The organism is Mesorhizobium sp. M1182 (assembly GCF_040318335.1).
In the GTDB taxonomy this organism is placed as follows: Bacteria; Pseudomonadota; Alphaproteobacteria; order Rhizobiales; family Rhizobiaceae; genus Mesorhizobium.
Window position 1 is genome coordinate 90,603 of record NZ_JAMYMD010000003.1, and the last position, 24,887, is coordinate 115,489.

The 24,887-nt window shown below is 63.9% G+C and carries 29 protein-coding genes and 1 tRNA gene; 13 read left to right on the plus strand and 17 right to left on the minus strand.

What is annotated here, in order from left to right:
* Positions 1-36: 36 nt before the first annotated feature.
* Both NKH33_RS05280 and NKH33_RS05285 read left to right on the plus strand, forming a co-directional pair.
* Positions 37-717 carry a queuosine precursor transporter gene (locus tag NKH33_RS05280; protein WP_352451206.1) on the plus strand — a complete coding sequence of 227 codons (681 nt, stop codon included), beginning with the start codon at positions 37-39 and terminating at the stop codon, positions 715-717.
* A 76-nt stretch (positions 718-793) separates the two neighbouring features.
* Positions 794-1,468: a spermidine synthase gene (locus tag NKH33_RS05285; RefSeq protein WP_352683106.1), complete on the plus strand. Its 675-nt coding sequence runs from the start codon at positions 794-796 to the stop codon at positions 1,466-1,468.
* Positions 1,469-1,524: 56 nt separating this feature from the next.
* Here NKH33_RS05285 and NKH33_RS05290 read toward each other — a convergent pair whose 3' ends face one another.
* From NKH33_RS05290 to NKH33_RS05315, 6 genes are all read right to left on the minus strand, one after another.
* Positions 1,525-2,007: an SRPBCC family protein gene (locus tag NKH33_RS05290; RefSeq protein WP_352683108.1), complete on the minus strand. Its 483-nt coding sequence runs from the start codon at positions 2,005-2,007 to the stop codon at positions 1,525-1,527.
* Complete coding sequence (locus NKH33_RS05295; RefSeq protein ID WP_352918412.1) at positions 2,004-2,372, minus strand: ArsR/SmtB family transcription factor; 369 nt, start codon at positions 2,370-2,372, stop codon at positions 2,004-2,006. The genes NKH33_RS05290 and NKH33_RS05295 overlap by 4 nt, the downstream gene beginning before the upstream one ends.
* A 187-nt stretch (positions 2,373-2,559) precedes the next feature.
* A complete protein-coding gene (locus NKH33_RS05300; RefSeq protein ID WP_352683112.1) occupies positions 2,560-3,585 on the minus strand; it encodes an esterase-like activity of phytase family protein in 1,026 nt (341 codons plus the stop codon).
* Positions 3,582-5,480 (minus strand): cobaltochelatase subunit CobT, encoded by a 1,899-nt coding sequence (gene cobT / locus NKH33_RS05305; RefSeq protein ID WP_352918413.1) that lies wholly within the window; start codon positions 5,478-5,480, stop codon positions 3,582-3,584. Before cobT ends, NKH33_RS05300 begins: the two co-directional genes overlap by 4 nt.
* Positions 5,481-5,491: 11 nt before the next feature.
* Positions 5,492-6,478: a cobaltochelatase subunit CobS gene (cobS, locus tag NKH33_RS05310; protein WP_352451201.1), complete on the minus strand. Its 987-nt coding sequence runs from the start codon at positions 6,476-6,478 to the stop codon at positions 5,492-5,494.
* 123 nt (positions 6,479-6,601) lie between these two features.
* On the minus strand, positions 6,602-7,231 hold the full coding sequence (locus NKH33_RS05315) for a J domain-containing protein (protein WP_036238769.1): 630 nt from the start codon (positions 7,229-7,231) through the stop codon (positions 6,602-6,604).
* 133 nt (positions 7,232-7,364) lie between these two features.
* On the opposite strand from NKH33_RS05315, the gene NKH33_RS05320 reads away from it, so the two are divergent.
* A complete protein-coding gene (locus tag NKH33_RS05320; RefSeq protein WP_352540216.1) occupies positions 7,365-7,667 on the plus strand; it encodes a BolA family protein in 303 nt (100 codons plus the stop codon).
* Positions 7,668-7,670: 3 nt separating this feature from the next.
* Here the strand turns inward: NKH33_RS05320 and NKH33_RS05325 are convergent, their stop codons facing one another.
* From NKH33_RS05325 to NKH33_RS05340, 4 genes are read right to left on the minus strand one after another with little or no spacing between them, the layout of a single operon-like run.
* Positions 7,671-8,480 (minus strand): alpha/beta hydrolase, encoded by an 810-nt coding sequence (locus tag NKH33_RS05325; RefSeq protein WP_352918414.1) that lies wholly within the window; start codon positions 8,478-8,480, stop codon positions 7,671-7,673.
* 40 nt (positions 8,481-8,520) lie between these two features.
* Positions 8,521-9,417, minus strand: a complete 897-nt coding sequence (locus NKH33_RS05330; protein ID WP_352471453.1) for an HlyC/CorC family transporter — start codon at positions 9,415-9,417, stop codon at positions 8,521-8,523.
* On the minus strand, positions 9,414-10,556 hold the full coding sequence (gene aroB, locus NKH33_RS05335) for a 3-dehydroquinate synthase (protein ID WP_352831624.1): 1,143 nt from the start codon (positions 10,554-10,556) through the stop codon (positions 9,414-9,416). The genes NKH33_RS05330 and aroB overlap by 4 nt, the downstream gene beginning before the upstream one ends.
* Positions 10,553-11,155, minus strand: a complete 603-nt coding sequence (locus NKH33_RS05340; protein ID WP_352471455.1) for a shikimate kinase — start codon at positions 11,153-11,155, stop codon at positions 10,553-10,555. Before NKH33_RS05340 ends, aroB begins: the two co-directional genes overlap by 4 nt.
* Before the next feature lie 158 nt (positions 11,156-11,313).
* On the opposite strand from NKH33_RS05340, the gene NKH33_RS05345 reads away from it, so the two are divergent.
* From NKH33_RS05345 to NKH33_RS05365, 5 genes are all read left to right on the plus strand, one after another.
* A complete protein-coding gene (locus tag NKH33_RS05345; protein ID WP_023677884.1) occupies positions 11,314-11,463 on the plus strand; it encodes a hypothetical protein in 150 nt (49 codons plus the stop codon).
* Complete coding sequence (locus NKH33_RS05350) at positions 11,460-12,368, plus strand: site-specific tyrosine recombinase XerD (RefSeq protein WP_352540217.1); 909 nt, start codon at positions 11,460-11,462, stop codon at positions 12,366-12,368. The genes NKH33_RS05345 and NKH33_RS05350 overlap by 4 nt, the downstream gene beginning before the upstream one ends.
* A gap of 99 nt (positions 12,369-12,467) precedes the next feature.
* Positions 12,468-13,418: an acetyl-CoA carboxylase carboxyltransferase subunit alpha gene (locus NKH33_RS05355; protein WP_352471457.1), complete on the plus strand. Its 951-nt coding sequence runs from the start codon at positions 12,468-12,470 to the stop codon at positions 13,416-13,418.
* A gap of 210 nt (positions 13,419-13,628) precedes the next feature.
* Positions 13,629-14,957 (plus strand): L,D-transpeptidase family protein, encoded by a 1,329-nt coding sequence (locus NKH33_RS05360; protein ID WP_352918608.1) that lies wholly within the window; start codon positions 13,629-13,631, stop codon positions 14,955-14,957.
* Between the two features lie 5 nt (positions 14,958-14,962).
* A complete protein-coding gene (locus NKH33_RS05365; RefSeq protein WP_352471458.1) occupies positions 14,963-15,238 on the plus strand; it encodes a sulfurtransferase TusA family protein in 276 nt (91 codons plus the stop codon).
* Between the two features lie 194 nt (positions 15,239-15,432).
* Here the strand turns inward: NKH33_RS05365 and NKH33_RS05370 are convergent, their stop codons facing one another.
* Together NKH33_RS05370 and NKH33_RS05375 are read right to left on the minus strand one after the other, a co-directional pair.
* Complete coding sequence (locus NKH33_RS05370; RefSeq protein WP_352918416.1) at positions 15,433-16,560, minus strand: CobW family GTP-binding protein; 1,128 nt, start codon at positions 16,558-16,560, stop codon at positions 15,433-15,435.
* Positions 16,561-16,564: 4 nt separating this feature from the next.
* Complete coding sequence (locus tag NKH33_RS05375; protein ID WP_352918610.1) at positions 16,565-17,743, minus strand: D-alanyl-D-alanine carboxypeptidase family protein; 1,179 nt, start codon at positions 17,741-17,743, stop codon at positions 16,565-16,567.
* A gap of 270 nt (positions 17,744-18,013) precedes the next feature.
* Between NKH33_RS05375 and NKH33_RS05380 the strand changes: the two genes are divergently transcribed.
* Entirely contained in the window at positions 18,014-19,177 is a 1,164-nt protein-coding gene (locus tag NKH33_RS05380) for a M20 aminoacylase family protein (protein WP_352451192.1), read from the plus strand.
* A 72-nt stretch (positions 19,178-19,249) separates the two neighbouring features.
* Here the strand turns inward: NKH33_RS05380 and NKH33_RS05385 are convergent, their stop codons facing one another.
* From NKH33_RS05385 to NKH33_RS05400, 4 genes are all read right to left on the minus strand, one after another.
* Positions 19,250-19,393: a glycine zipper domain-containing protein gene (locus tag NKH33_RS05385; RefSeq protein ID WP_198023575.1), complete on the minus strand. Its 144-nt coding sequence runs from the start codon at positions 19,391-19,393 to the stop codon at positions 19,250-19,252.
* A 41-nt stretch (positions 19,394-19,434) separates the two neighbouring features.
* Entirely contained in the window at positions 19,435-19,725 is a 291-nt protein-coding gene (locus tag NKH33_RS05390) for a hypothetical protein (protein WP_352471460.1), read from the minus strand.
* A 120-nt stretch (positions 19,726-19,845) separates the two neighbouring features.
* A complete protein-coding gene (locus tag NKH33_RS05395) occupies positions 19,846-20,370 on the minus strand; it encodes a hypothetical protein (RefSeq protein ID WP_502906724.1) in 525 nt (174 codons plus the stop codon).
* Between the two features lie 121 nt (positions 20,371-20,491).
* Complete coding sequence (locus NKH33_RS05400) at positions 20,492-20,818, minus strand: DUF1330 domain-containing protein (RefSeq protein ID WP_023677873.1); 327 nt, start codon at positions 20,816-20,818, stop codon at positions 20,492-20,494.
* A 338-nt stretch (positions 20,819-21,156) separates the two neighbouring features.
* Here NKH33_RS05400 and NKH33_RS05405 point away from each other — a divergent pair, with 338 nt between their 5' ends.
* The gene (locus NKH33_RS05405) at positions 21,157-21,849 is read left to right on the plus strand and encodes a winged helix-turn-helix transcriptional regulator (protein ID WP_352457625.1); all 693 of its coding nucleotides are present in this window, start codon (positions 21,157-21,159) and stop codon (positions 21,847-21,849) included.
* 47 nt (positions 21,850-21,896) lie between these two features.
* Positions 21,897-21,973: transfer RNA gene (locus NKH33_RS05410), tRNA-Arg, on the plus strand.
* On the opposite strand, the gene NKH33_RS05415 is transcribed toward NKH33_RS05410, so the two are convergent.
* Positions 21,968-22,873 (minus strand): alpha/beta fold hydrolase, encoded by a 906-nt coding sequence (locus NKH33_RS05415; protein WP_352471462.1) that lies wholly within the window; start codon positions 22,871-22,873, stop codon positions 21,968-21,970. The genes NKH33_RS05410 and NKH33_RS05415 overlap by 6 nt on opposite strands.
* A gap of 262 nt (positions 22,874-23,135) precedes the next feature.
* Between NKH33_RS05415 and NKH33_RS05420 the strand changes: the two genes are divergently transcribed.
* Both NKH33_RS05420 and NKH33_RS05425 read left to right on the plus strand, forming a co-directional pair.
* The gene (locus NKH33_RS05420) at positions 23,136-23,762 is read left to right on the plus strand and encodes a hypothetical protein (protein WP_352918420.1); all 627 of its coding nucleotides are present in this window, start codon (positions 23,136-23,138) and stop codon (positions 23,760-23,762) included.
* A 92-nt stretch (positions 23,763-23,854) separates the two neighbouring features.
* Complete coding sequence (locus tag NKH33_RS05425; RefSeq protein WP_352918422.1) at positions 23,855-24,742, plus strand: DUF1259 domain-containing protein; 888 nt, start codon at positions 23,855-23,857, stop codon at positions 24,740-24,742.
* Positions 24,743-24,887 lie beyond the last annotated feature (145 nt).

Sequence of the window (24,887 nt, forward strand, 5' to 3'; positions counted from 1 at the left end):
TCGCGTTCCGCTGGTTCCATTACCCAGGATAAAAAAATGATTTTCCTCTCGCGGTACCTGCCCTTCGTGGCGGCCATGGCGCTCGTCGTCGTGGCCTCGAACATCCTCGTGCAGTTCCCGATGCAAGGCGCAATCGGCGGGCTGTCGCTGGCCGACATCCTGACCTGGGGCGCCTTCACCTATCCGTTCTCCTTCCTGGTCACCGATCTCGCCAACCGCCGCTATGGGCCGGCGGTGGCGCGCAGGATCGTCTTTGTCGGCTTCATGACAGCGGTGATCTGCTCGATCGTCATCCCACCGCTGCTGTTTCGCCACGGCCTGATCGAATTCGAGACCGCCGCCGACCGGCTGGTGCGCATTGCCGCGGCGTCGGGTGCCGCCTTCCTCACCGCGCAGTTGCTCGACGTCACCGTGTTCAACCGGCTGCGCCGGCAGAGCTGGTGGCGCGCACCGATCGTCGGCACGCTGGTCGGCTCCGTTTTCGATACGGTGGTGTTTTTCACCGTCGCCTTCGCGGCGGCGTTCGCCTTCGCCGGGCCCAACGACGGCTTTGCGCTGGAAACCGCGCCGCTGATGGGCGTGCTGCCGGTCGAGACGATGCGCTGGGTCTCCTGGGCGCTCGGCGATCTCAGCGTCAAGCTGATCATAGCGGTGGTGGCGCTGATCCCCTACCGGCTGCTTGCCGCCCGCTGGAGCCAGCCGGCACTGGCAGCATGATCCCGAACCAAAGGTCCGCGTTAGCGAAAAGTGGGAACCGGTTTTCGGACAAGATCATGCTCAAAGACTATCGAGCATGATCCCCTGGCTTCAACTGGACTCGGCAAAAACGCCTGACGGCGGACAGGAACTCCGCCTGAAGCGGCGCGGCGGCGAATTCTCGATCATGCTTGGCGCGAACGAGCTGATGAACAGCCGGCTCAGCGGTTCCGAAGAGGCGCTGGCGAAACTGTCCTGCCAAAGGATTGCCGGCCGCCGGACCCCAAACATCCTGATCGGCGGCCTCGGCATGGGCTTTACCTTGCGCGCGGGGCTGGCCGAGCTTGCCGACGACGCCCAGGTCACCGTTGCCGAACTGGTGCCGGCGGTCGTGATTTGGGCGCGCGGCCCGATGGCCGAGCTGTTCGGCGGCTGCCTTGACGACCCGCGCGTCAGCATTCGTGAGGCCGATGTCGGTCAGCTCATCCGATCGCAAGCTTCGGCCTGGGACGCGATCCTGCTCGATGTCGACAACGGCCCCGAGGGCATCGTCTACAAGGCCAACGATGCGCTCTACAGCGCAGCCGGCCTGATCAGCGCGAGAGCAGCTCTCAAGCCCGGCGGTGTGCTGGCGGTCTGGTCGCAGGGCCCTGACGCAGGTTTCACCCGAAGGCTCAAGCAGGCCGGCTTCACGGTCGAGGAGGTCAAGGTGCGGGCTCACGGCAAGCGCGGCGCCCGGCACATCGTCTGGCTCGCGACCAAGGGGCAATAGGCCACCTCGCAATCCGGGCGGGCCTTGTGGTCGCCGCCCGCCACGCCGACGAACCTCTACTTCGCCTTCTGAAGCTCGGCGGCGAGCGCCTGCAGCAGCCCGCGTGTGCCCTCCTCGCGCCCTTGCGCTGAATCGACGCCATCGAAGAACGCACCCTGTTCGGTATAGGTCAGGCGGGTGCCCTCGCCGGAAGGTGCAAGCTCGACCGTGGTGAGCGACGCCGACAGCGGCTGCGCCCCGACCGCCATCCGGTATGAAAATACGATGCGCCGGTCAGGGACGATGTCCTGGAACTGCGCATCGAGCCTGATCTCCGGGCCGCCCTGGTAGCTGAACCGCGAAACCTCGCCGCCGCCGACACGGAAATCGAAGGTGAATTCGGCGATGGTGAAGCCGTCGCCTTCGACGCGCCAACGCCGCACCGTCGCCTTGTCGGCAAAGGCGAGGAAGACGCGTTCGCGCGATTGCGGGTAGGTCCGCTCGATCGTGAAGCTTGAATGGATGACGGACTGGTCGTTCACGGGGGCAATCTGGTTCATTTCTTTTCGTCCTTTTCCTGCTCGTGGAGTGTTGATTTCGATTGGTCAGTCTCCGCCAGGATCTGGCCGAGACGGTCGAGCTGGCGTTCGGCCGGCGTACGGCGCGCGGCGATCCAGTCGGCAAGCGGGGCTAGCCCGCCGGGCTCGATCCGGCAGGTGCGCACGCGCCCGATCTTTTCGCTGCGGATCAGCCCGCACGCTTCAAGCACCTGGAGGTGCTGGAGCACGGCGGCGAAGGTCATGCCGAACGGCTCCGCCAACTGGCTGACGGTGGCCGGCCCGCGGCTCAGCCTTTCCAGGATTGCCCGGCGCGTCGGCTCGGCAAGAGCCCGCAGGATGCTGTCAATCTCGGAATACTTAAGCATGGACTTGAGTATTTCGCCGATGACACAAATTGTCAAGTCACGACTAAAGTATTTTGCAGATGGTGAGAGCCGGCTGGAAAACCCGCGACGCGGGTCATTGCCAGGGGAAATTGCAAGGGAAATTGCCTGCGCTGCAAAACGGCGCGGAAACGCCAGCGATGCTGTCAGCCAGCAGGCCGGTCGCGCGTCAATCCTCGTGCAGCACAAATTCCAGGTAAAGATTGCGCTGCAGGATCGAGTGGTTGTCGTCGGACATCAGCGCCACGATCAGCGCGCCATCGTCGCGGGTCCAGACGTCGAGCGCTTCCATGTTGTCGATCTGGTAGCCCATGTCGGCTTCGAGCAGCACCGGCCCGTCGGCGACGGCGCCCTTCTCGACGCTTTCGCCATAGATGCGCCGCAGCCGCATCTTGACGCCGCCGGCCATCGAAAAACTGCGCTCCAGAAGCAACAGGTCGCCGTCCGGCAGGAAGGCGCCGTCGGTGATGTCGAAATCGCCATTGCGCTTGACGGTGAAGACGCCCTTGTGCGGCCCTTCGATGATCGCGGCAAAGATGTTGCCGGCCTTGTCGAGGCTCTTTTCCGACACCACGACCAGTCCGCCCGCGTGCTGCCCGTTGGGGTTGGCGCGGGTGACGGTCTCAAAGCCGCGATTGCGGCGAAGTTCCCAGGCTGGAATCAGGAAGCCCAATTGCCTGAACGGCGCCTTCATGCCGTCCGGATCGATCTTGAACTCTGCGATACGGTGATCGCCCTCGAAACCGACCGTGGCAATGCCGTCCTTGACCGCGAGGCCTTCGGCATCGACCGCCCATTTCTCGTCGATCGGCTGACCGGCCGCATCGACCATCTGCTGCATGCGAAAATTCTGGATGCCGGAAGGCCGCTTCTCGGCATCGTGGACGAGGGTGCCGAAGAACCAGAAGCCGGTGTCGGCGACGCCGATGAAATCGCTGCCGGGCTCGAGGAACCGAAGTGCCGACAGCGCGCCGAAATCGCGCGTCGACGAGGTCATTTCGAGCCCGCCGATGAATTCGAGCGGCCCGAACTGTTTGTCCGGCCGGCCGATGTGGAATTCGCTGATCGGCCGTGCCGAGATTTCGGCCGGCTCGACCGAGGCCGGCCCGGCAGCGACAGCCGGCGCCAAACTGACGCCCAACAACGCAATGGCGGCCAAAAGCTTCTGCCAAAAGCCGCCGCGGGAAAAAATCATCCGGCGCGCCGCATGCCGCCGCGCCGCGTGTCGCGCACGGTTTCCTCGGCGAACAGTGAGGCCAGCTGCTCGGTCATGGCGCCGGCCAGTTCTTCGGCATCGACGATGGTGACGGCGCGGCGATAGTAGCGGGTGACGTCGTGGCCGATGCCGATGGCCAAAAGCTCGACCGGCGAGCGCGTCTCGATGAGCTCGATGATGGCCCGCAGATGCCGCTCGAGATAATTGCCCGGATTGACCGACAGCGTCGAATCATCGACCGGCGCGCCGTCCGAGATCATCATCAGGATCTTGCGCTGCTCCGGCCGCGCGATCAGCCGGTTGTGCGCCCACAGCAGCGCCTCGCCGTCGATGTTTTCCTTGAGCAGGCCCTCGCGCATCATCAGGCCGAGGTTGCGGCGCGCCCGCCGCCACGGATGGTCGGCGGATTTGTAGATGATGTGGCGCAGATCGTTGAGCCGGCCGGGGTTCGGCGGTTTGCCTTCCTTCAGCCATTTCTCGCGCGCCTGTCCGCCCTTCCAGGCGCGGGTGGTGAAGCCGAGGATTTCGACCGAGACGCCGCAGCGTTCCAGCGTGCGCGCCAGGATGTCGGCGCAGGTCGCGGCGACGGTGATCGGCCGGCCGCGCATCGAACCCGAATTGTCGAGCACCAGCGACACCACCGTGTCGCGAAATTTGGTATCGCGCTCCTGCTTGAAGGACAAAGGCTGCATCGGGTCGATGACGACGCGCACCAGCCGTGCCGGATCGAGATAGCCTTCTTCGAGATCGAAATCCCAGGAGCGGTTCTGCTGCGCCATCAGACGGCGCTGCAGCCGGTTGGCCAGCCGCCCGACGACGCCGGAAAGGTTGGCGAGCTGCTTGTCGAGGAAGGCGCGCAGCCGGTCGAGCTCCTCCTCCTCGCACAGTTCCTCCGCACCAACGGTCTCGTCGAAGGCCGTGGTGAAGACCTTGTAGTCGATCTCTTTCGGGAGATTGGTGAAGGGGTTGTCGTTGCGGCGCGCCTCGCCGGGCGTCTCCGCATCGGCGTCGTCATCGTCGGAGAGATCCTCGGCGGTAGCGTCGGAGGCTTCCGTCTCGGCCGATTGCTCGTCGTCCGACGATGCCTCGGTATCCTCGGACTGCGACTGCTCGGAGCCCGAATCGTCTTCGCCGCCCTCCTCGCTCTGCTCCTCGCCTTGCGGCTGGTTTTCGTCGTTGTCCTCGGAGTCTTCCGTCTCCTGGTCATCGCCGAGCTCCTCGGCAATTTCCATGGAGGCGAGCATCTCGCGCACGACGCGGGCGAACGCCTGCTGGTCATCGAGCTTTGCCGACAGCCCGTCCAGATCGGCACTGGCTTTTTCCTCGACCCAGGGGCGCCAGAGATCGACCAGCCGTTCGCCGCTCTTCGGCACAGTGCGGCCGGTCAGCTTTTCGCGCACCATCAGCGCCAGCGCTTCCTCGATCGGCGCGTCGGCCTTGTCCTTGACGTCGACGAGGTTGGCCCTGGCGTATTTGTCCTCGAGCATCGAGCCGATATTGTCGGCGACGCCCTGCATGGCGCGGCTGCCGATCGCCTCCACCCGGGCCTGCTCGACCGCGTCATAGATGGCGCGGGCCTGTTTGCCTTCCGGGGCCAGCCTGGTGTGGATGCGCGCATCGTGGCAGGCGCGCTTCAGCGCCATGGAATCGCCGAGCCCGCGGGTGATGGCGATGTCCGCCTTCGACGCTTTCTTCGGCAGTTCCGGCAGCCGGGCGCGGCTGCCGGCCAGCGCCGGCCGATCCTTGGCGAAACCGACCTCGAGATCCTTGTCGCCGGCGATGGCGCGCATGCAGACGGTGACGGCGCGCTTGAAGCTGTCGTTCTCAGCGCCGGTCTTGGATTTGTTTCGCGTGTTGTCGCCCGGACCCGCCATCGAGACTCTGCTTAGCCCAGCACCACATTCGCCGCCGATTCCGGCAGATCCTCGCCGAAGGCGCGTTGGTAGAACTCGGCGACCAGCGAGCGTTCGAGCTCGTCGCATTTGTTGAGGAAGGTCAGCCGGAACGCCATGCCGATATTGCCGAAGATTTCGGCATTCTCGGCCCAGGTGATGACCGTGCGCGGGCTCATCACCGTCGACAAATCGCCGTTGATGAAGGCTGAGCGCGTCATGTCGGCAACCCGCACCATCTTGTTGACGATCTCCTTGCCCTTGCCGTCGCGATAGTGCTTGGCCTTGGCGAGCACGATGTTCACCTCATTGTCGTGCGGCAAATAGTTCAGCGTGGTGACGATCGACCAGCGGTCCATCTGCGCCTGGTTGATCTGCTGGGTGCCGTGATAGAGGCCGGTGGTGTCGCCGAGGCCAACCGTGTTGGCGGTCGAAAACAGCCGGAACGCCGGGTGCGGGCGGATCACCCGGCTCTGGTCGAGCAGCGTCAGCCTGCCCGACGATTCCAGCACGCGCTGGATGACGAACATCACGTCCGGGCGGCCGGCATCGTACTCGTCGAAGCACAGCGCGACATTGTGCTGGTAGGCCCAGGGCAGGATGCCGTCGCGGAACTCGGTGATCTGCAGCCCGTCCTTGACGACGATGGCGTCCTTGCCGACGAGGTCGATACGGCTGACATGGCTGTCGAGATTGACGCGCACGCAAGGCCAGTTGAGCCGGGCGGCGACCTGCTCGATATGCGTCGACTTGCCGGTCCCGTGATAGCCCGACACCATGACCCGACGGTTGTAGGCAAAGCCGGCGAGGATCGCCATGGTCGTGTTCTTGTCGAACAGGTAGTCCGGGTCGATGTCGGGGACATGCTCGCTCGTCACCGCATAGGCCGGCACCACCATCTTGGAGTCGAAGCCGAATGTCTCCTTCACCGACACCGTGGTGTCGGGCAGGTTGGCGATGTCGCGATCGACCTTGTTCATCTCTATCAACGTCTCCACAAGCGAAACGCCGCGTTTCGCCGGCAATCGATTTTGTTCGGGGGCGGTCTTAGAGCCTTTTCCAACCTTATGAAAGTTGGAAAACGACACGAACCGTAAGGTCGCTCAGCACAAACCTGCCTGCTTGAGCACGCGATACGCCTGGAGCACATCGCGGAACCGGTCTTCCGAACCTCTGTCGCCGCCATTCGCATCCGGATGGTGGCGTTTCACAAGTTCCTTATAGCGCGCCTTGATATCCTTGCCAGTTGCCTTTGTATCAAGGCCAAGCGTTTCCAGTGCCTTGGCCTCAAGCGGCTTGGCCTTGCGCTCGCGTGCTTCGCGCGGGTCCTTCGGGCCTTTGAACAGGTCGAACGGATCGCGCATGCGATTGTAGTAGCCGGCGCGACCGGAGCGCGCCTGGGCAAAGTCCGGCGAGGAGCGGGTCGATGCGCCGTTGACGCCCATTTTCCAGGTCGGCCGGTGGCCGGTCATGGCTTCCTTCTGGAAGCGGGCGATCTCGGTGTCGGGAACGCCCGAGAAATAATTGAAGCCCTTGTTGTACTCGCGCACATGGTCGAAGCAGAACTGGAAATACTCGCCTTCCTTCATCCGTCCGACCGGGGCACGGTGGGTACCGGCCTCCTTGCAGCCATCCCACTGGCAGATCGGCGAACGCGACTTCAGCTCCGCGTCCTTCTCCGGGCGGATGCGAATCTTTTCGAAATATTTTGGGTACGGCTTCATCTCACCCATTTATGGGCTGTTCGCGCATGCGAAACAAGAATTGACATTTTCGCGATGATCGCCCTAACCGCTGAATCGCGGCATAAAACCGGCGAATTGCGAATTTTGTGCGATGACATAGATGTGGTGAAGGGAAGCGGCGATGTCCATACAGGCAACGATGGAAGATAAGCTGAAAAAGGCGTTTTCGCCGGAACGGCTGGACGTCATCAACGAAAGCCATCTCCATGCCGGGCATCATCATGTGGATTCCGGCCATCACGCCACCTTCGACGGCGCCGGCGAGACGCATTTCCGCGTCCGCATCGTCGCGCCAGCCTTTGCCGGCATGAGCCGCGTCGAACGTCACCGCGCCGTCAACACATTGCTGGCCGAGGAATTGAAATCCGGCGTGCATGCCCTGGCGATCGAGCCGGCAGCGCCCGGCGAAAAGACCCGCTGGTAGATTTCAGCCGAGGCTCGCCCTCAGGAAAGCCATCACCGCTGCGGTCAATGCATCGCCCTCGGTGCCGAAGTCGCGATTGATCGACATGTGCGAATAGGCGCCGCCGTCGAACAGCGTGACCCTGGTTCCGGTGGCGCGCAGACGCCCGGCGAAGGCCTGCGCGTCCGCCGCGCGGGCTTTCGCCCGCGAATGGGCGATGAAGGTCGGCGGGTGCTTGCGCCCTTCCACATAGGTGACAGGCGACAGCGCGCGCCACTGTGCCGGATCGGGAAAGGCGCGGGCATAGACCCCTGCCATGCCGCCGCTTCTGGCCAGCGCCTCCAGATCGTAGGCCCTGGTGTCGTCGAGAACCAGCGCCGCGACGCCGGGCAGGCCGCCGCGCAGCCCGGTCAATGCGACGAGATGGCAGCCGGCCGAATGGCCCATGGCGACGATCCGGTCCGGATCGCCGCCATGCCTGGCGATGTTGGCGCGGACGTAACGATAGGCCAGTTCGACATCTGCCGCCTGGGTGGCGACGTCGGCCTTGGGCAGCATCCGGTAGTCGATCGAGACGAAGCAGAAGCCATTGTCGAGCAGGAATTGCGGCTTGGCATTGACGTTGCCGCGGTTGCCGACTCGCCAGGCGCCGCCATGGACGAAAAAGACGACCGGCAGGCCGCTTGCGCCGTCGAGGGAATAAATGTCGAGCTTGGCCGGCCCATAGTGGAAGGTTTCGGGCGACGGCGAACGCAGCCGCAATGCCGCCGCAGCCTGTCCCGGCAGCAGCGCCGCCATCGACGCCAGAAGCAGGCTTCGCCGATCGATCTTCATCAACGCCTGACTGCCCACGGCTGCCACAAGGTGCGCACTGTCATTCTCCAAGCATCGCCGGCTTGATCCTCAGCCGCGCGATACGGTTCTTGTCGCGCTTCATGACGACGAAGCGCTTGCCGTGAAACGTAAAAGCCTGCTTTTCGTCCGGGATCGACTGCGCCTCGTGGATGACAAGGCCGGCGATGGTGGTGGCTTCCTCGTCCGGCAGGTTCCAGTCGAGCGCCCGATTAAGGTCGCGGATCGGCACCGTGCCGTCGACGACGACGGAGCCGTCGGCCTCCTGCTTGACGCCCTGGATGTCGATGTCGTGCTCGTCGGCGATCTCGCCGACGATCTCCTCGATGATGTCCTCCAGCGTCACCAGCCCTTCGACCTCGCCATATTCGTCGACGACGATGGCGAAATGCGCCTTGCGGCGCAGGAAGGCATTGAGCTGCTCCTGAAGCGTCGTGGTGTCGGGCACGAACCACGGTTTCGACGCGATCTTCATCACGTCGATCCTGGAAAAATCGTTGCCGACCTCGTTCAGCGCGCGCAGCAGATCCTTCGCGTGCAGCACGCCGACAATGTTGTCGAGCGAACCCTTCCACAACGGCATGCGGGTGTGCGGGCTCTGCAGGATCTCGCGAACCACCGCTTCGGGCGGGTCGTCGGCGTTGACCGAGCGCATATTGGTGCGGTGGACCATGACGTCCGACACTTCGAGCTCCTCGAGGTCGAACAGGCCGCCGATGCGGGCGCGGTCCTCGCGCACCACCTGGCCGTCGCGGCGGAAATCGTCGACGGCGCCGCGCAGTTCCTCGCGCGCAGAGCGCTGCGGCTCCATGCGTTGCAGCTCGTAGCCGAAGGCGGCGAGCAGGCGCCGGCGCAAGACGAAGCCCAGCACGCCGAGGCCGGCGAGCACGGCAGCCGCGATCCAGCCGGCCTGGCTCATCCCGGCCGGCTTTCCTGCCGACCCGGATGGTTCTCCCGGAGGAACGCCAGCACTTCCGAGGCCGGCACATCCCTGGCGATGAAGGCCTGGCCGACGCCGCGCGTCAGGATGAAGGTCAGCGCGCCGCGCGACACCTTCTTGTCCTGGGTGATGAAGGAGAACAGCGTCTCGGCGTCGGGCAGTTCGCCTGGAATGTCGGCCATCCGCCAGGGCAGACCGACGGCGCGAAGATGCGCCTCGACACGCGCCGCGTCGTCGGGGCTCGCCAAATTGAGCCTTGACGAAAAGCGGTGCGCCAGCGCCATGCCGATGGCGACGCCCTCGCCATGCACGAGCCTTGCGCCGTCATAGCCGATCGCCGCCTCCAGCGCATGACCGAAGGTGTGGCCGAGATTGAGCAACGCGCGGTCGCCGGTCTCGAACTCGTCGCGGGCAACGACGTCGGCCTTGGCACGACAGGCCTCGGCGATGGCCGCAGCCCGCTCCGGCCCGCCGGCAAACACTTGACGCCAGTTTTCTTCCAGCCAGGCGAAAAACTCGGGCCGGTCGATCAGCCCGTATTTGGCCAGTTCGGCATAGCCGGCGCGAAACTCGCGGATCGGCAGCGTGTCGAGCACTTCGGTGTCGGCCAGCACCAGCTTCGGCTGGTGGAATACCCCGACCAGGTTCTTGCCGCGCTTGCTGTTGATGCCGGTCTTGCCGCCGACGGAGGAATCGACCTGCGCCAGCAGCGAGGTCGGAACCTGCACAAAGTTCATGCCGCGCCGCGCGATGCCGGCGGCGAAGCCGGCCAGGTCGCCGATGACGCCGCCGCCGAGCGCGATGACGACATCGCCGCGCTCCAGCTTGGCGGCCAGCACGCCGTCGACCACCTCCTCGAGATGCGCAAAGCTCTTGGTCTTTTCGCCTGGCGGCAGCGTGATGACGGCATGTTGGATGCCACCGCTTGCCAGGCCGGCCGCAAGCGCTGCGAGATGCGCGCTAGCGACGTTTTCGTCGGTGACGACCGCCGCCCGCGTTCCCGGCAGACGGCGCGAGATCTCGGCGCCGGCGCGTGACAGCAGGCCGGGGCCGATCAAAATGTCGTAGGCACGCTCGCCAAGCCCGACTTCGACAGTGACCGTTGCATCAGCGCTCACGACCGCACCTCGTCGATGCCGGCAACGCCAAGATGGCCGCGCAGCGCGTCCACCACTTCGGCGGCAATGATCTCCTTGCGGTCGTCGCGGGTCGGCACGACGACATCGGCCGCGGCATAAACCGGGTAGCGTTCCGCCATCAGCCGTTCAAGCACGGCGCGCGGATCGGCGCTTTTCAGCAGCGGCCGGTTCTGTTTCTTGGAAACGCGCTCCATCAACAGGTCGATCTCGGCCTTCAGCCAAACCGAAACGCCATGGCTGGCGATCGCCTCGCGCGTCTGCGCGTTCATGAAGGCACCGCCGCCGGTCGACAGCACCTGCGGCCCGTGCTCCAGCACACGCAGGATGACGCGCTGCTCCAGTGCCCGGAACTCCGCCTCGCCATAGCGCTCGAACAGGTCCGGGACGCTCATGCGCGAGACGCTTTCGATCTCCTGGTCGCTGTCGATGAAGGGCAGTGCCAGCATCGCCGCCACCTTGCGGCCGATCGCCGTCTTGCCGGCGCCCATCAGCCCGACAAAGACGATGGAACGGCCGCCCAGCCGGCCGAGCAGCGCGGCATGGCTCTCGCCCGGAGGATTTGCTGGTAGCGCGTTCATGCTTCTAGAGCCTCTTTGGCGGCGTATCGACATCAAAAGCCTGTTTGCGTCAAGCGCGGCGCAACCGGGACTATGGGCTTCACCCTTGAATTGGCCGGATTGGCGTCTCATAAGGGCACAGGGTTGGAAATGCAGAATAAGACGACGGGCGAAAATTAATGCCAACACTGTTTCGCTTTGTCGTGACGCTCGCGATTCTGGCCGGCATTGTCTATGGCGCGATGTTCGCCCTGGTCATGTTCGTCGAGCCGAGGAAGGCGGAAATGAGCGTGCGTATCCCTCCGGAAAAGCTCAATCCCAAAAAATGAACAGCGCCGCTCGCATCGAAGCCTTCCTGGAGATGATGAGCGCCGAGCGCGGCGCCGCCGAAAACACGCTTTCCTCCTATCGCCGCGACCTCGAAGATGCTTCCGCCGGGATCGGCGGTGGGCTTGCCGCTGCCACCAGCGCCGACATCCGTGCCTATCTCGACGACATCGCCGCGCGCGGCTTTGCCGCCACCTCGCAGGCGCGCAAATTGTCGGCGATCCGGCAGTTCTTCAAGTTTCTCTATGCCGAGGGCCTGCGCGGCGACGATCCGACCGGCACGCTGGACAGCCCGAGGAAGGGCCGGCCGCTGCCGAAGACGATGAGCGAAGCCGATACCGGCCGGCTGCTCGACCGCGCCGCGCAGGAGGCCTCCATGCATGGCGCCGACAGGCTGGCGGCGCTGCGCCTGCACGCGCTGGTCGAGGTGCTCTACGCCACCGGCTTGCGCGTTTCGGAGCTGGTCGGCCTTCCCGTGACGGTGGCGCAGCGCGACGACCGCTTCTTCATGGTGCGCGGCAAGGGCAACAAGGAGCGCATGGTGCCGCTGTCGGCCAAGGCGCGCACGGCGATGCGGACCTGGCTTGCCGCCCGGGCGGCGGTGCCGGCTCTTGCCGACAGCCCGTTCCTGTTTCCGGCCGCCGCCGACAGCGGCTATCTCTCGAGACAGGTCTTTGCCCGCGAGCTGAAAGCGCTTGCCGCACGGGCCGGCATTGCCGCGGCGAAGATATCGCCGCATGTGCTGCGACATGCTTTCGCCAGCCATCTCTTGCAGAACGGCGCCGATCTCAGGGCCGTGCAGCAGCTGCTCGGCCATGCCGATATTTCAACGACGCAGATCTACACGCATGTGCTGGAGGAGCGGCTGGTGCGTCTGGTCAACGATCATCATCCGCTTGCCGACTAGGCGTCATGTCGCTATGTGAGAACGACGCTCCACCGCGCCCAGCCTGCATTTTCGGGCTTGCGTCAGTCATTGCCTTCCGACTTGCCGGTTCGCCCAAGAATGTACAATTACCTCGATTTCGAAAAGCCTGTGCAGGATCTCGAAGGCAAGATCCTTGAGCTGAAGAAGCTTGCCGAGAACGGCGAGGCGGTCGACGTCGGCGATGAGATCGCACGTCTCGAGAAGCGCTCGCGCGATGCGCTGCGCGACGCCTACAAGGCGCTGACGCCATGGCAGAAGGTGCAGGTGGCGCGCCATCCGGACAGGCCGCATTGCATCGACTACATCAAGGGCCTGCTTACCGATTTCACGCCGCTTGCCGGCGACCGCAATTTCGGCGAGGACCAGGCGATCGTCGGCGGCTTCGCCCGCTTTCGCGGCGAGCCGGTGGCGATCATCGGCCAGGAGAAGGGTTCCGATACGGCAAGCCGGCTGAAGCATAATTTCGGCTCGGTGCGGCCGGAGGGCTACCGCAAGGCGGTGCGGCTGATGGAACTCGCCGACCGCTTCCAGATCCCGCTGCTGACGCTGGTCGACACGGCCGGCGCCTATCCCGGCGTCAACGCCGAAGAGCGCGGCCAGGCGGAAGCCATCGCCCGCTCGACCTCGGCCTGCCTTGGCCTGAAGGTGCCGTCGATCTCGGTGGTGATCGGCGAAGGCGGCTCGGGCGGCGCTATAGCGATCGCCACCGCCAACCGCGTCTACATGCTCGAACACGCCATCTATTCGGTGATCTCGCCGGAGGGCGCCGCCTCGATCCTGTGGCGCGATACCACGCGGTCCAAGGATGCTGCGACCAATATGAAGATCACGGCGCAGGACCTGCTGGAGCTGAAGATCATCGACGCCATCATCGCCGAGCCGCTCGGCGGTGCCCATCGCGCCCCCGAAACGGTGATCGCCGCCACCGGCGACCTCATCGCCAGGACGATGAAGGAATTCTCCGGCGCCAACACCGACTTCCGCGAGCATCGCCGCGAGAAATACCTGGCGATGGGCCGCAATCTGTAACCAACGCAGGCACGCGGCCTGAAATGTGGCGGCGTGAACCAGTTTCGCCACAAAAATGCCGCTGCATTCGGCTCAGTGAGCTTAACGTAAGGGGACGCGCCGCATGCTTGCGGTAAGGAATTTTCAAGGTTAACGGGCTTAAGGTCCGTCAGCGGTCGGTTTAGCAGCTGCGGCATCCGCGGCGCAGAGATGAAGACGATAGCCATATCCATGTTTGCCAAGCTTGCCCGCACCGGAGTTCTGATCGCTGCGATCGGCGTCGCCGGCTGCAATGACGCTTCGATGAAGGATTTTGCGCCGCAAGCCAACAAGCCGCTGCCGGACAAGATCCTGGCCGAGATGAAGGCCAAGGGAATGGTCCGCACCTCTTCGGTGATGGCCCGCATCTTCAAGGAAGAAGGCAAGCTCGAAATCTGGAAGGCCAAGACCAACGGCCGCTACGACCTGGTCGCCAGCTACGACATCTGCAAATGGTCGGGCAAGCTCGGACCGAAGTTCACCGAAGGCGACCGCCAGGCGCCGGAAGGCTTTTACACGGTCCGCCCGGCACAGATGAACCCGCGGTCGAATTATCACCTGTCCTTCAACATCGGCTACCCGAACGCCTATGACCGCGCCAATGGCCGCACCGGTTCCAACCTGATGGTCCATGGCGCCTGCTCGTCGTCCGGCTGCTATTCGATGACCGACGCCCAGATCGAGCAGATCTACGCTTTCGGCCGCGACGCCTTCCAGGGCGGCCAGACCGAGTTCCAGATCCAGGCTTTTCCGTTCCGCATGACCGCAGCCAACATGGCGCGCTATCGCAACGATCCGAACTACGAATTCTGGAAGATGCTGAAGGTCGGCTACGACAATTTCGAGGTTACCAAGGTGCCGCCGAAAGTCGACGTCTGCGAGAAGCGCTACGTCTTCAACCAGGTAGCGGCCGACGGCTCGACGTTTAATCCGACCGGCGCTTGCCCTGTGACCACCCAGCCCGATTCGCTGAAGAGCGCCATCAACGCCTATCAAAGCACCTATGAGGCGGCCTTCAACGGCGCCATGAAGGCCAGCGTGCCGGCACCCAAGCCGACCATCGCCGGGATCAAGGAAGCCAGCATCGTTTCCGACTGGTCGAAACGGCGTGCGCGCGGCGAACGCGTGCCGATCGAGCCGCCCTCGCTCAACCCGGACGGCACGGTGGCCGAAACGGCACGCATGGGCCGCATCGATTCGCCGGCGGGTCGCAAGATGGCAGCGCTCGACGCCGAAAAGGCTGCCAAGCAGAAGGCCGAGGAACAGCGGCTTGCCGCGATAGAAGCGGCGAAGGCAGCGAAAGCGGCAGCCAAGGCGCAAGCCCTGGCCGAGAAGGAAGCCGCCAAGGCGCAGGCATTGGCCGAAAAGGATGCTGCCAAGTCGGCGGCCGAAGCGCCTGTCGCGACCGCAACCGTCGCGCCATCCGCGGAGGCCGTTCCGGTCGCCGAAACGCAGGCTGCGGACGCCGAAAGCACGGCGACAAGGCTGAAGAAGAAACTGCTCGGCATGTTTGGCGGCTGAGGTTCATGCTTGAACAGGAAGATGGGGGCCAGGAAGACAGGCCCTCAACCAGCCCCGCTGCCGTCTACGACCTCAAAGGCTTGAACTGCCCGTTGCCCGTGCTCAAGGCAAAAAAGCGCCTGGCCGCAATGCAGCCGGGCAGCCGCCTGTGGCTCGAAACCACCGACCCGCTCGCCGTCATCGACATTCCCGCCTTCTGCGCCGAGAGCGGCCATCGGCTGATCGAAACGACGGCGATGGCAGGCGGCCACCGCTTCCTGGTCGAGCGCGGGATCGACTGAGTCTCGACTTAGCTCGTTCTGGCGAAAGCGGCTGAGCGGGATAATCTCCCCCCTTGAGGGGGAGATGGCCGGCAGGCCAGAGGGGGTTGCCGCGCGTGAAGCGCCAACCTTTTCTTTCGTCCCACAGGGGGTCGCGCCAGCCGAGGCGACCCCCTCTGTCGCCTTCGGCGACATCTCCCCCTCAAGGGGGGAGATCACGATCCGGCAATAGCCAGCGGGTTGCTTTCCAGTGCTGCGCGATCCGGCGTGTCGATCGACGGCCGGTTGGTGAAGGCGGCGAACAGCCGCCGGACATAGTCTTCGGGCATGTCGAGCGTGATCAGCACCAGTCTGGTGCCGCGCTGGCTGTCCGGCCAGGCCGGCAGTTGCACCGGCGGATGCAGGATCTTCTGCACGCCATGGATAACCAGCGGCCGCGACCGGTCTTCTGCAAGCTCGATGACGCCTTTCATCCGCAAAAGGCGCTCGCCATGCGCCGAGCGCAACAGATCGAGGAACATCTCGATTGCCGAAAACGGCACCGGCCCGTCATGAACCAGCGAATACGAACGCACACGGGAATCGTGCCTGTGGTCATGGTGATCATGGTCGGCATGGTCATGCTCGTCGTGATCATGCCCGTCGTGATCATGCCCGCCGTGGTCATGGTCGTGGCCGGCTTGTTCGCCCAGCCAACGCTGCACATCGACGGATTTGGTGGCCGGATTGTAGAGGCCGCTATCGAACAGGGTCGCGGTGCTTGCCTCGCCCGCGTCGAGCACCACGGCGCCCGGGTTGAGCTGCCTGAGCCGCGCCCGCAACGCCTCGACATCGCCTGCATCCGTGGTCAGGTCGGCCTTGCTGAGCACCATGCGATCGGCGACGGCCACCTGCTTCACCGCCTCGACATGCGCATCGAGCGTCGCATTGCCGTTGACGGCATCGACCAGGGTGATGACGCCGTCGAGCCGGAAGGCCTGGACCAGGGCGGGGTGTGCCATGATCGACTGCAGTACGGGGGCGGGATCGGCGAGCCCGGTGGTCTCGACGATGACGCGGGCAAGCCGGTCGATGCGGCTGGTCTGCAGCCGGTCGACGAGGTCAGCCAGCGTATCGACCAGCTCGCCGCGCACCGTGCAGCAGAGACAGCCGTCGGAGAGCTGGATGATGCCGTCGGAGGCCTGCTCGACCAGGAGATGGTCGATCGCCACCTCGCCGAACTCGTTGATGATGACGGCGGTGTCGGCGAGCGCCGGATCCCGGAGCAGCCGGTTGAGCAGCGTCGTCTTGCCGGCACCGAGAAAGCCGGTGAGCACCGAAACGGGGATCGGGAAGCCGGCCATGCGGCTAGTTCAGCGCCTTGGCCGGCTGCTGGACCTGCGCGGCGGTGGCGGATCCGGCCACAACTGGCTCGGCGCCGGCCGGCGGCGCCCGGTCCGGCCGCCATGTCGGCAGCGGCACGTCGGCATATTCCTGCCCGGAAGCGTCGACCATCGCCTTCGGCTTCGGCCCCGTGGCGCCGCCGAGGCCGACGGCGATCAGCGTCGGCACATGGTCGAGCTTTTCCTGATAGGGCGATTTCGGCACGTCCTTGCCCTTGTCGCCGACCGCGGGGGCGGCCTCCGACTGCTCCTCGACCGGCTTCTTCTTGCAGATTTCGTCATTCATGTCGTTGGCCGACATGGTGTCCCCATAGGCGGGCAGCGCCGCGACCGTCAGCCAGCTCGGCGCCGGGGTTGCAAAACCCTGGTCGAGCAGTTTTGCCGCCGCCTCGGCGCGGGTGACTGCCGATCGTTCGCCGAGCACCACGGCGACCAGGGTGCGGCCGTTGCGGGTCGCCGAGCCGATCATGTTGAAACCGGACGAGCAGACGAAACCCGTCTTCATGCCGTCGGCACCCGGATAGCGGCCGATCAGCAGGTTGTAGTTGGAGATCGCCTTCTTGCCGACGGCAAGGCCTTCGATCGAGAACCAGGGGACATATTGCGGAAATTCCTTGCGAATCGCCATCACCAGCAAAGCGAGATCGCGCGCCGTCGTATACTGGTCCGGCGAATAGAGCCCGTTCGGATTGACGAAATGGGACCCGCTCATGCCGAGCCTCTGCGCTTCGGCGTTCATGCGCTCGGCGAAAGCCGCTTGCGAACCGCCGATATTCTCGCCGACCGCCATGGCGATATCGTTGGCCGATTTGACCAGCATCATCTTCAGCGCATTGTCCAACCGCATCACCGAGCCCGGCTTGAAGCCCATCTTGCTCGGCGGCTCGCCGGCGGAATGTTTCGTTACCTTGATCGGCGAATCGAGCTGGACCTCGCCCGCGGCAATCGCCCGAAACGCCACATAGGCGGTCATCAGCTTGGTCAGCGACGCCGGGTACCAGCGCCTGAACGCCTCCTTGTGCTGCAGGATCTTGCCGCTGTTCAGGTCGAACAGGATTGTCGGATTGGCCAAGGCAGGCCCGGCCAGCGACGCAAGCACCACCGTGCCAGCCACCAACAGTCTGAGGAAATGCCTGTAGCGCATCATGAAAACCGAAATAGCCTCTTGCCGCAGTCGCACCTGGCTCCGTAAGATTTCGTTACACGATCGCCAGGATAATGGTCCGGCCCTCTGTTCCCGGACCACAGTCGCGGTGCTATTTACTCTATGTGACGTCAACATGGCAAAGTGCTGCCGATCACAACGTGGAAGCAGCAGCACAATGCAAAGCAGCGTGCATGGTTGCAAGGCAGCAGGCACAATTGCAAAGCAGCAGGCCAAGACCGCCTGCTCCAACAGCGAAATGGAACCATCATGCCGATCCTGAACCGAGCCGCCGAAATGCAGGACGAGGTGGCCGGCTGGCGCCGCCATTTGCACCAGACGCCGGAGCTGAATTTCGACGTCTTCAAGACCGCCGCTTTCGTCACCGAGAAGCTGAAGGCTTTCGGCTGCGACGATATCGTGACGGGTTTGGGCAAGACCGGCGTCGTCGGCATCATCCGCGGCCGCCACGGCGAAGGGTCGACCATCGGCCTGCGCGCCGACATGGATGCCCTGCCGCTCAACGAGATCACCGGCAAATCCTATGCCTCGACCGTCCCCGGCAAGATGCACGCCTGCGGCCATGACGGCCACACCGCTATGTTGTTGGGTGCCGCCAAATACCTCGCCGAAACGCGCAATTTCGCCGGCTCCGTCGCGGTCATCTTCCAGCCGGCCGAAGAAGGCGGCGGCGGCGGCAACGAGATGGTCAAGGACGGTATGATGGAGCGCTTCGGTATCTCCAAGGTTTTCGGCATGCACAACATGCCGGGCCTGCCGGTCGGCCAGTTCGCCATCAGGCCGGGCCCGATCATGGCGGCGACCGCCGAATTCACCATCACCGTCAAGGGCCGGGGCGGCCACGCGGCGATGCCGCACGGCACCATCGATCCGATCGTCATCACCAGCCAACTCGTCGGCGCATTGCAGACGATCGCCTCGCGCAGCACAGATCCGGTCGAGGCGGTGGTCGTCTCGGTGACGAAATTCCATGCCGGCGACGCCTATAACGTCATTCCCGAGACCGCCGAGATCGCCGGCACCGTACGCACGCTGAAGAAGGAAGTCGCCAAGAAGGCAGAGGAGCGCATCCGCGCACTTTGCCAAGGCCTGGGCGCTGCCTTCGGCGCGACAATCGAGGTTGATTACAATGCCAATTACCCCGTCACCTTCAACCATCCGGAAGAGACGGTCTTTGCCAGCGACATCGCGGCCGACGTCGCCGGCGACAGCCATGTGCACCGCGCCATCCAGCCGGTGATGGGCGGCGAGGATTTCTCCTACATGCTTGAAGCGCGGCCGGGCGCCTTCATCTTCATCGGCAACGGCGATACCGCCGGCCTGCACAACCCAGCCTACGACTTCAACGACGAGGTCATCCCGCACGGCATGAGCTATTGGGTGAAGCTGGCGGAAACAGCGCTGGCGGCGTAGCCATTCGGCATCGGCGGTGCGGCAACCGCCGCACCTCTGGGCGGCAAAACCGGGCAGGACATGTTCTGCTGGTCACTTCCGGCCGGACGACTTCCGGGCAAGGCCGAAGGCAATGCCCAGAGCAATACCTATACCGATGCCCGCAACAATGTTGTCCAACACGACGCCGATAGCCACGCCGATCACGACGCCGAGTGTGAGGTGTTTGGCATCCATTATGCCCGGTCATGTAGCGTGGAAGGGAAGAGCCGCAACCGCTACGGTCCGCTCTTCGGATCCTCGACCTCCAGCGCCTCCATGACCGGCGCCAGCTCATTGTCGTCGGCAGCCTGCGGCTCTTCGCCTGTCCTCGCCTTCTTCAGGGCTGCCTCGATCGCCTCCTGGATATTGCCGAGTTCGTCTTCGCGAACCTCGTGGCCATAGCCGGCAGCGTCGGCGTCCTGCTCGAATTGCTGCGCCAGAACGGCGACGCTCACCTCGCTCTCGGCCGGCAAATTGCCGACATTCTCCTGCAGCCACGTTTGAAAGAACTCTTTGGTGGCGCTCATGCGGTGTCTCCTTCGGGACACTAAAGCGCGCCGGCGTCCCGAAAGTTCCGCTATCCCGACCTCTTTGGGGCCTGCTCCCACATTCGGCCAGGCGGCGTTGGCGCCGCCTGGCTCGGCTGCTTACTGGCTGACAGCAGTCGTCGGTTCGCACGACACGTTCGGGTTCATGTCCGCGAACGCGCCGGTCGGGTTGCCCTTCCAGGCCCAGACATGCAGCTCGTAGAACGGGCCGAGGCCGTAGCGGTTGGGGGCGCTGTTGAAGTTGAACAGATGCCCATCGAGCGAGGCCGGGCCTTTCGAGGTGATGTATTCGACCGCGATCAGTTTTAGCGTGCCGTCGGCCATCGGCTCGTACATCACCGCTTCCGGCTTGGCGACATCGGCCGCGTCGTCCTTGAGGTAGCCGGGATTGACATAGTGGATGCCCATGGCGCCGCCGGTGATGCCGCTGGCGCAGGGAATGGGCGCGTAGCCCTCGGCGGTCGCCGCCGCCACATTCTCGAAGCGGCTGTTGGCCGCGCGTACCTTGTCGGCCAGCGGATTGGGACCGGGCGCGGGCGCTGCCTGATGCGCCTGCGCCAGCGCGGTGCAGGCCGACAGCAGCGCCGCGGCAGCGAGGAACTTGTTGCGAAAGTTGATTGTCATAGTCATTCCATTCTTCTTGAAAAGCACAGCCCGGCCGGCCGCCGGAAGTAAGGAGGTCCGGCAGGTGGGCGCTGTGGCTGTTGTTGCTGGGAGATCCCTGTCCCGATGCGACGAATGCCGATCATCCCTTCGGCAGATAGGGGATGGTTCCGGCCAGATCGGAGTTGTCGATCAGCTGGAAACGGCTGTCGCTGCCGCCCTGACGGGCCGAAACGAACGGCGCGTAGGCAGGATCGTCGGTGAAGGCGCGCGCCGCGGCCTCGGTCGGGAACGCCATCAAGGCAATCAGCGTCGTGTCGAGCGGCTTGCCTTCGAGCGTCTTCACATTGCCGCTGCGCGACAGATATCTGCCGCCGTGCTTGTGAACGAGGTCGTGGACCGACGCGGCATAGGCCGGCATCCACTTCGGGTCCCTCACCTTGATGTCTGCGATAACGTAAGCGGTCATGGGTCATGTCTCCTGGTCGTGCACAGGGGTATCCCGTGCAGCGGCAGAGGGGTCGCATGGCAAGGGTCGCGCCAGCCAGTCCCCGATCTGTACTGGTGTGGCGAATCCGAAATTCGCATTCACTTTGGAGCAACGCAGCGAGCGAATTTCGGATTCAAAAGCCACACCAGCAAGTGCTTGGATTTCCAGTGTGGTTTTGGATTTGAAGTTCCTAATGCTGATGCCACCCAGAAAGCAGGAACTTCGAATCCACCGCACTGGGCCGGTACAGTTTCTGTACTCGCCGCGTCGCCGGGAAAGGCCTATGGTTCCGGCGGAGTTTGAGGGAAGGCAACATCGTGACCCAGTCCGGATACAAACAGTTCTGCCCGTTATCGATGGCCGCCGAGGTGCTGTGCACCCGCTGGACCATGGTTCTGCTTCGCGAATTGGTGGCGGGCTCGACCCGTTTCAACGATTTGCGCCGCGGCGTCCCCAAAATGTCGCCGACCCTTCTGTCGCAACGCCTCAAGGAGCTCGAGCTGGCCGGGATCGTCGAGCGCAAGGAGGTGCGCGGCGAGAAAGGCATCTTCGAATACCGGATGACCGAGGCAGGCAGGGATCTGCGTTCCGTCGTCGAGGCGATGGGTTTTTGGGGCCAGAAATGGGTCGAGTCCCGGTTGTCGCTGAAGAACCTCGATCCATCGCTGCTGATGTGGGACATGCGGCGCAATCTCAACGCGTCGCCGCTGCCCGACGGGCGCACAGTAATACAATTTCTGTATCAGGAGCTCCCCGCCTCCAAGCGGTCATGGTGGCTGATCGTCGAGAAGCACGGCGAGGTCGACCTCTGCTGGTACGATCCGGGCTTCGATGTCGATCTCTACGTCTCGACCGACCTGCACACCATGACCGAAATCTGGATGGGGCTGATCACCGTCGAGAAGGCCGGGCCGAAAGTCATCTTGACGGGCGACCAGGACATCGCGCGCAAAATGCAGACCTGGCTCGGCCTGAGCCCGTTCGCGGTCGAACCCAAGCGAGCGGCCTAGCTGCCTCTTGGCGAAACGTCCCGAAGCGGTTATGTGTCGGGCCGCGTGGTCCCGTAGCTCAGTAGGATAGAGCGGCAGATTCCTAATCTGTAGGTCACAGGTTCGATTCCTGTCGGGATCACCACGCTTTCAACTGGTTACCTGACGGTCGCGTCGGTGCTCGGCTGTGAACGCGTGCGAGGAAGTCGCGCACCAACGCAAGCGCCTCATCGAAATGGGTTTCCAGTAGCCAGTGGCCGGCGCCATCGAGGAGATGGAGCTCTGCTTGCGGCAAGTCGCGCTTGTAGGCGCGGGCCGATGCGGCCGGCATATAGCCATCCTCGGGACCCCAGACGATCAGTGTCGGTGGTTGCCGTTCGCGCAGATAAGCCTGGTATTTCGGGAACCAGTTGAGGTTCGCCTCCAGCTTCTCCATCAGGCCGACCGCAAGCCGCCGACGGGGCGGCGTGTCCATCAGAGGCCAATGGAGTTTCCACAGATCCGGTGGCACGCGCTCGGCCACGGCCTCGCCAACCTCACCGATGAACTCGTGCCGGAAGCCCTCCTCGCTCACCGCTTCTTCCAGCGGGCGATGCTTGTCGGGCGTCTTGTCGTTCCAATACGCCTTGATGGCTGCGTATTTCGGGCCGAGCACGTCTTCGTAGATGTCGCCGTTTTGGATGATAAGCGCGGCAACGCGCTCCGGATAGGCGATGGCGTGGCGCAATCCGATCTGCGAGCCGTAATCGTGCAGCCAGAGCGCATAGTGAGACAGGCCGAGCGCGTCCGCGAAAGCCGCCAAAAACCCGGCATAGGTCTCGAAATCGTAGCCGAATGCAGCCATGTCGGGCGTAGCGCTGTAGCCGAAGCCAGGAAAATCCGGGGCGAACGTGTGCCAGCGATCAGCCAGTCCGGGCATCAGCCTTCGAAACTGATAGGACGAACAGGGATAGCCGTGCGGCAGCAGAAGCACCGGAGCGTCGGCCGGGCCTTCCTCGCGAAAGAAGACAGTAATTCCGTCAACTCTGATTTGGCGGTGTCGCAACTTTGCCTCCTCGATCGAAAGGCTCCGAAAATGACTGGTAACCCCCGCATCCCGTTGTGAGCGCCTGGATCCGAAACTCATGATCAGGTCGAGGGTTCCCGGTCGCGCCGGTGACAGCGGCCAAGGAACCTGCCGCCGATCAGATCGTTTCGCGGTATCTGGCTAAGGCCAATCGGAGCGGAGGCAGACATGCCGCATGCTCACAATCGTGGGACACGAACACGGGCCGGCTTTGCCAGTTCGGGGCTTGGCGCGATGCTGCGTGACGATGCTGCGTGACGTCGACTATGTCCTGCAAAAACTCGACTGGATGCGCGCCGAAGGCATCTGGCCCAACGGCTTGCGTTATCTCTGGACCGATGCCTTTGGGGTCGTGCTCTACGTCTCGCTTTATGCGGAAACTGGCGAACAGCGCTGGCTGGACGAGGCCGAGCGGCTGGTGACCGATGTCGAGCGTGTGCTCGGCCGCCGGCGCGGACTGAGGATCGGCGAAGCGGCCGATCGCGACGGCCAGTACTTCCACTATCTGGCGATGTGGCTGTTTGCTTTGGCGCGTCTCGGCGATCTGAAGCCGGAATACCGCAAGCGCGGCATTGCGCTGGCGCGGGACATTCACCCGGCGTTTGTGGTCCCTGGCCGCGGCGTGATCTGGAAGATGCAGGAGGATCTGAGCAGCCCATATCCTGGCTTTGGTCTCGGCAGCATGGATGCCTATGACGGCTACGTGGCGAAGCGGTTTGCCGAACTGGAAAAATGGGCGAGAAAGAACCTTCCGGTCGGCGACGTCGTGGGGCGCTGGTGCAATGAGGATTATGATACGGCCGACAGGATTCCATATGCCGGCGAGCCCGATCCAAAAATGGGCTCGAGCGCGACCCGGCGATCGTAATCATTGCCGCGATCATGCGCGGCGCCGACCCTCCCGCCACGAAGCCAGCAGCCGCATGACAAATTGGGGGGCAGATCACAAGGAGAAATCCCATGCATGCAAAACTCGTGACCGGAGCAATGCTGATCGCGATGTCGGCGCTGCTCCAACCGGCATCGGCGGCACCCGATTGGCAAACAATCGCTAAGGCGCTCGGCGAATCCGGAACCGAGACGCCTGATGGCGTCTACCGGGTCGGGCTGCCGCGAACGGACCTGAAGGTTTCGCTCGACGGCGTGGCCCTGAAACCCGGATTTGCGCTTGGAGGCTGGATCGCGTTCGAACCCATGGGAGATCAGGCAATGGTTATGGGCGACATCGTTCTGACGCAGGACGAGGTGAACCCGGTCATCAAGAAGCTTGAAGAAAGCGGGATCGAGATCACTGCGGTACACAACCACTTGCTGCGCGCGGAGCCGATGACACTCTACATGCACGTCTTCGGCCAGGGCGACCCGGTTACGCTCGCCACAGCGCTTCATGCCGGATTGGCGCTGAGCAAAACACCGATGGGAGGCGGCGCCCAGCCGCAAGCCGCACCACAGATCGAGTTCGACACGGCCGGTGTCGACCAAACCATCGGTTATAAGGGTAAGGCCAATGGCGCGGTCTACCAGTTCACGATCTCGCGCGCTGAGCCGGTCGAGGAAAATGGAATGGAAGTGCCGGCGGCCATGGGCTCGGCAATAGCGATTAACTTCCAATCGACAGGTGGCGGCAAGGCGGCGATCACGGGTGATTTTGTGCTGACAGCAAAGGAGGTCAATCCGGTTATCAAAGCCATGCTGGATAACGGCATCGAGATCACCGCGTTGCATAGCCACATGCTCGATGAGCAACCGCGGCTCTTCTTCATGCATTTCTGGGCGTACGACGATGCGCAGAAGCTGGCGAAAGGACTGCGCGCAGCCCTCGACAAGGTCGCCGTCAAAAAGAGCTAGATTGGGCGTCCGCGCGCGCGTCCAACGGCGGAGTTCGGCCGACTCGGAGCGATCGTCGGCCTTCTTCCCGCCGCCTCGGGAATGGTTCTCTGGCACGGCGTCTCTCCGCCACCAGCATTGCGCCTGAGATCACCTTTCCATCGCA

Coding starts and splice junctions, on each gene's coding strand:
- NKH33_RS05345 (WP_023677884.1), top strand. CDS start 11,314: ATGCCAACACTGTTTCGCTTTGTCGTGACGCTCGCGATTCTGGCCGGC.
- NKH33_RS05285 (WP_352683106.1), top strand. CDS start 794: ATGATCCCCTGGCTTCAACTGGACTCGGCAAAAACGCCTGACGGCGGA.
- NKH33_RS05350 (WP_352540217.1), top strand. CDS start 11,460: ATGAACAGCGCCGCTCGCATCGAAGCCTTCCTGGAGATGATGAGCGCC.
- NKH33_RS05340 (WP_352471455.1), bottom strand. CDS start 11,155: ATGAACGCGCTACCAGCAAATCCTCCGGGCGAGAGCCATGCCGCGCTG.
- NKH33_RS05290 (WP_352683108.1), bottom strand. CDS start 2,007: ATGAACCAGATTGCCCCCGTGAACGACCAGTCCGTCATCCATTCAAGC.
- NKH33_RS05425 (WP_352918422.1), top strand. CDS start 23,855: ATGCATGCAAAACTCGTGACCGGAGCAATGCTGATCGCGATGTCGGCG.
- NKH33_RS05295 (WP_352918412.1), bottom strand. CDS start 2,372: ATGCTTAAGTATTCCGAGATTGACAGCATCCTGCGGGCTCTTGCCGAG.
- NKH33_RS05280 (WP_352451206.1), top strand. CDS start 37: ATGATTTTCCTCTCGCGGTACCTGCCCTTCGTGGCGGCCATGGCGCTC.
- NKH33_RS05325 (WP_352918414.1), bottom strand. CDS start 8,480: ATGAAGATCGATCGGCGAAGCCTGCTTCTGGCGTCGATGGCGGCGCTG.
- NKH33_RS05360 (WP_352918608.1), top strand. CDS start 13,629: ATGTTTGCCAAGCTTGCCCGCACCGGAGTTCTGATCGCTGCGATCGGC.
- NKH33_RS05330 (WP_352471453.1), bottom strand. CDS start 9,417: ATGAGCCAGGCCGGCTGGATCGCGGCTGCCGTGCTCGCCGGCCTCGGC.
- NKH33_RS05380 (WP_352451192.1), top strand. CDS start 18,014: ATGCCGATCCTGAACCGAGCCGCCGAAATGCAGGACGAGGTGGCCGGC.
- NKH33_RS05385 (WP_198023575.1), bottom strand. CDS start 19,393: ATGGATGCCAAACACCTCACACTCGGCGTCGTGATCGGCGTGGCTATC.
- NKH33_RS05365 (WP_352471458.1), top strand. CDS start 14,963: ATGCTTGAACAGGAAGATGGGGGCCAGGAAGACAGGCCCTCAACCAGC.
- NKH33_RS05395 (WP_502906724.1), bottom strand. CDS start 20,370: ATGACAATCAACTTTCGCAACAAGTTCCTCGCTGCCGCGGCGCTGCTG.
- NKH33_RS05315 (WP_036238769.1), bottom strand. CDS start 7,231: ATGGGTGAGATGAAGCCGTACCCAAAATATTTCGAAAAGATTCGCATC.
- cobS (WP_352451201.1), bottom strand. CDS start 6,478: ATGAACAAGGTCGATCGCGACATCGCCAACCTGCCCGACACCACGGTG.
- NKH33_RS05355 (WP_352471457.1), top strand. CDS start 12,468: ATGTACAATTACCTCGATTTCGAAAAGCCTGTGCAGGATCTCGAAGGC.
- NKH33_RS05370 (WP_352918416.1), bottom strand. CDS start 16,560: ATGGCCGGCTTCCCGATCCCCGTTTCGGTGCTCACCGGCTTTCTCGGT.
- NKH33_RS05320 (WP_352540216.1), top strand. CDS start 7,365: ATGTCCATACAGGCAACGATGGAAGATAAGCTGAAAAAGGCGTTTTCG.
- NKH33_RS05390 (WP_352471460.1), bottom strand. CDS start 19,725: ATGAGCGCCACCAAAGAGTTCTTTCAAACGTGGCTGCAGGAGAATGTC.
- NKH33_RS05400 (WP_023677873.1), bottom strand. CDS start 20,818: ATGACCGCTTACGTTATCGCAGACATCAAGGTGAGGGACCCGAAGTGG.
- cobT (WP_352918413.1), bottom strand. CDS start 5,480: ATGGCGGGTCCGGGCGACAACACGCGAAACAAATCCAAGACCGGCGCT.
- NKH33_RS05300 (WP_352683112.1), bottom strand. CDS start 3,585: ATGATTTTTTCCCGCGGCGGCTTTTGGCAGAAGCTTTTGGCCGCCATT.
- NKH33_RS05375 (WP_352918610.1), bottom strand. CDS start 17,743: ATGCGCTACAGGCATTTCCTCAGACTGTTGGTGGCTGGCACGGTGGTG.